We start from the raw sequence: 437 nt of genomic DNA, 5'->3' as shown, positions 1-437 counted from the left end.
GTTTCTTCGTTGCGGCGGATGAAATCACGCAACTGCGGATACACCTGCTCGCGCCAGCGGCGGCCCGAGAAGATGCCGTAGTGCCCGCACTTGGGCGCCGTCAGATGTTGCTTGCGCGTGCTCGGGATGCCGGTGCACAGGCCATGTGCGGCTTCGGTCTGGCCGCTGCCGGAGATGTCGTCCAATTCGCCTTCGATGGTGAAGAGCGCGGTGCTCTTGATGTCCTGCGGACGCACCGGCTTGCCTTCCACCACCCACGTGCCGTTGGCCAGGTGGAACTCCTGGAATACGTCGCGGATGGTCTCCAGGTAGTACTCGGCGGCCATGTCCAGCACAGCGTTGTACTCGTCGTAGAAGCGTACGTGGGCCTCAGCGTCTTCCGTGTCGCCCTCGATCAGGTTCAGGTAGTAATCGTAGTGCGATGACAGGTGGCGGTC

Annotated in this window: 1 pseudogene; it reads right to left on the bottom strand. The window is 62.5% G+C overall.

What is annotated here, in order from left to right:
- Positions 1 to 437: pseudogene (locus D7V93_RS44095) on the bottom strand (polyhydroxyalkanoate depolymerase); the annotation flags it as partial.

Source organism: Corallococcus llansteffanensis (assembly GCF_003612055.1).
In the GTDB taxonomy this organism is placed as follows: Bacteria; Myxococcota; Myxococcia; order Myxococcales; family Myxococcaceae; genus Corallococcus; species Corallococcus llansteffanensis.
Note: the sequence above shows the minus strand (reverse complement) of the source record. Positions and strands in the feature narration are given on the sequence as shown.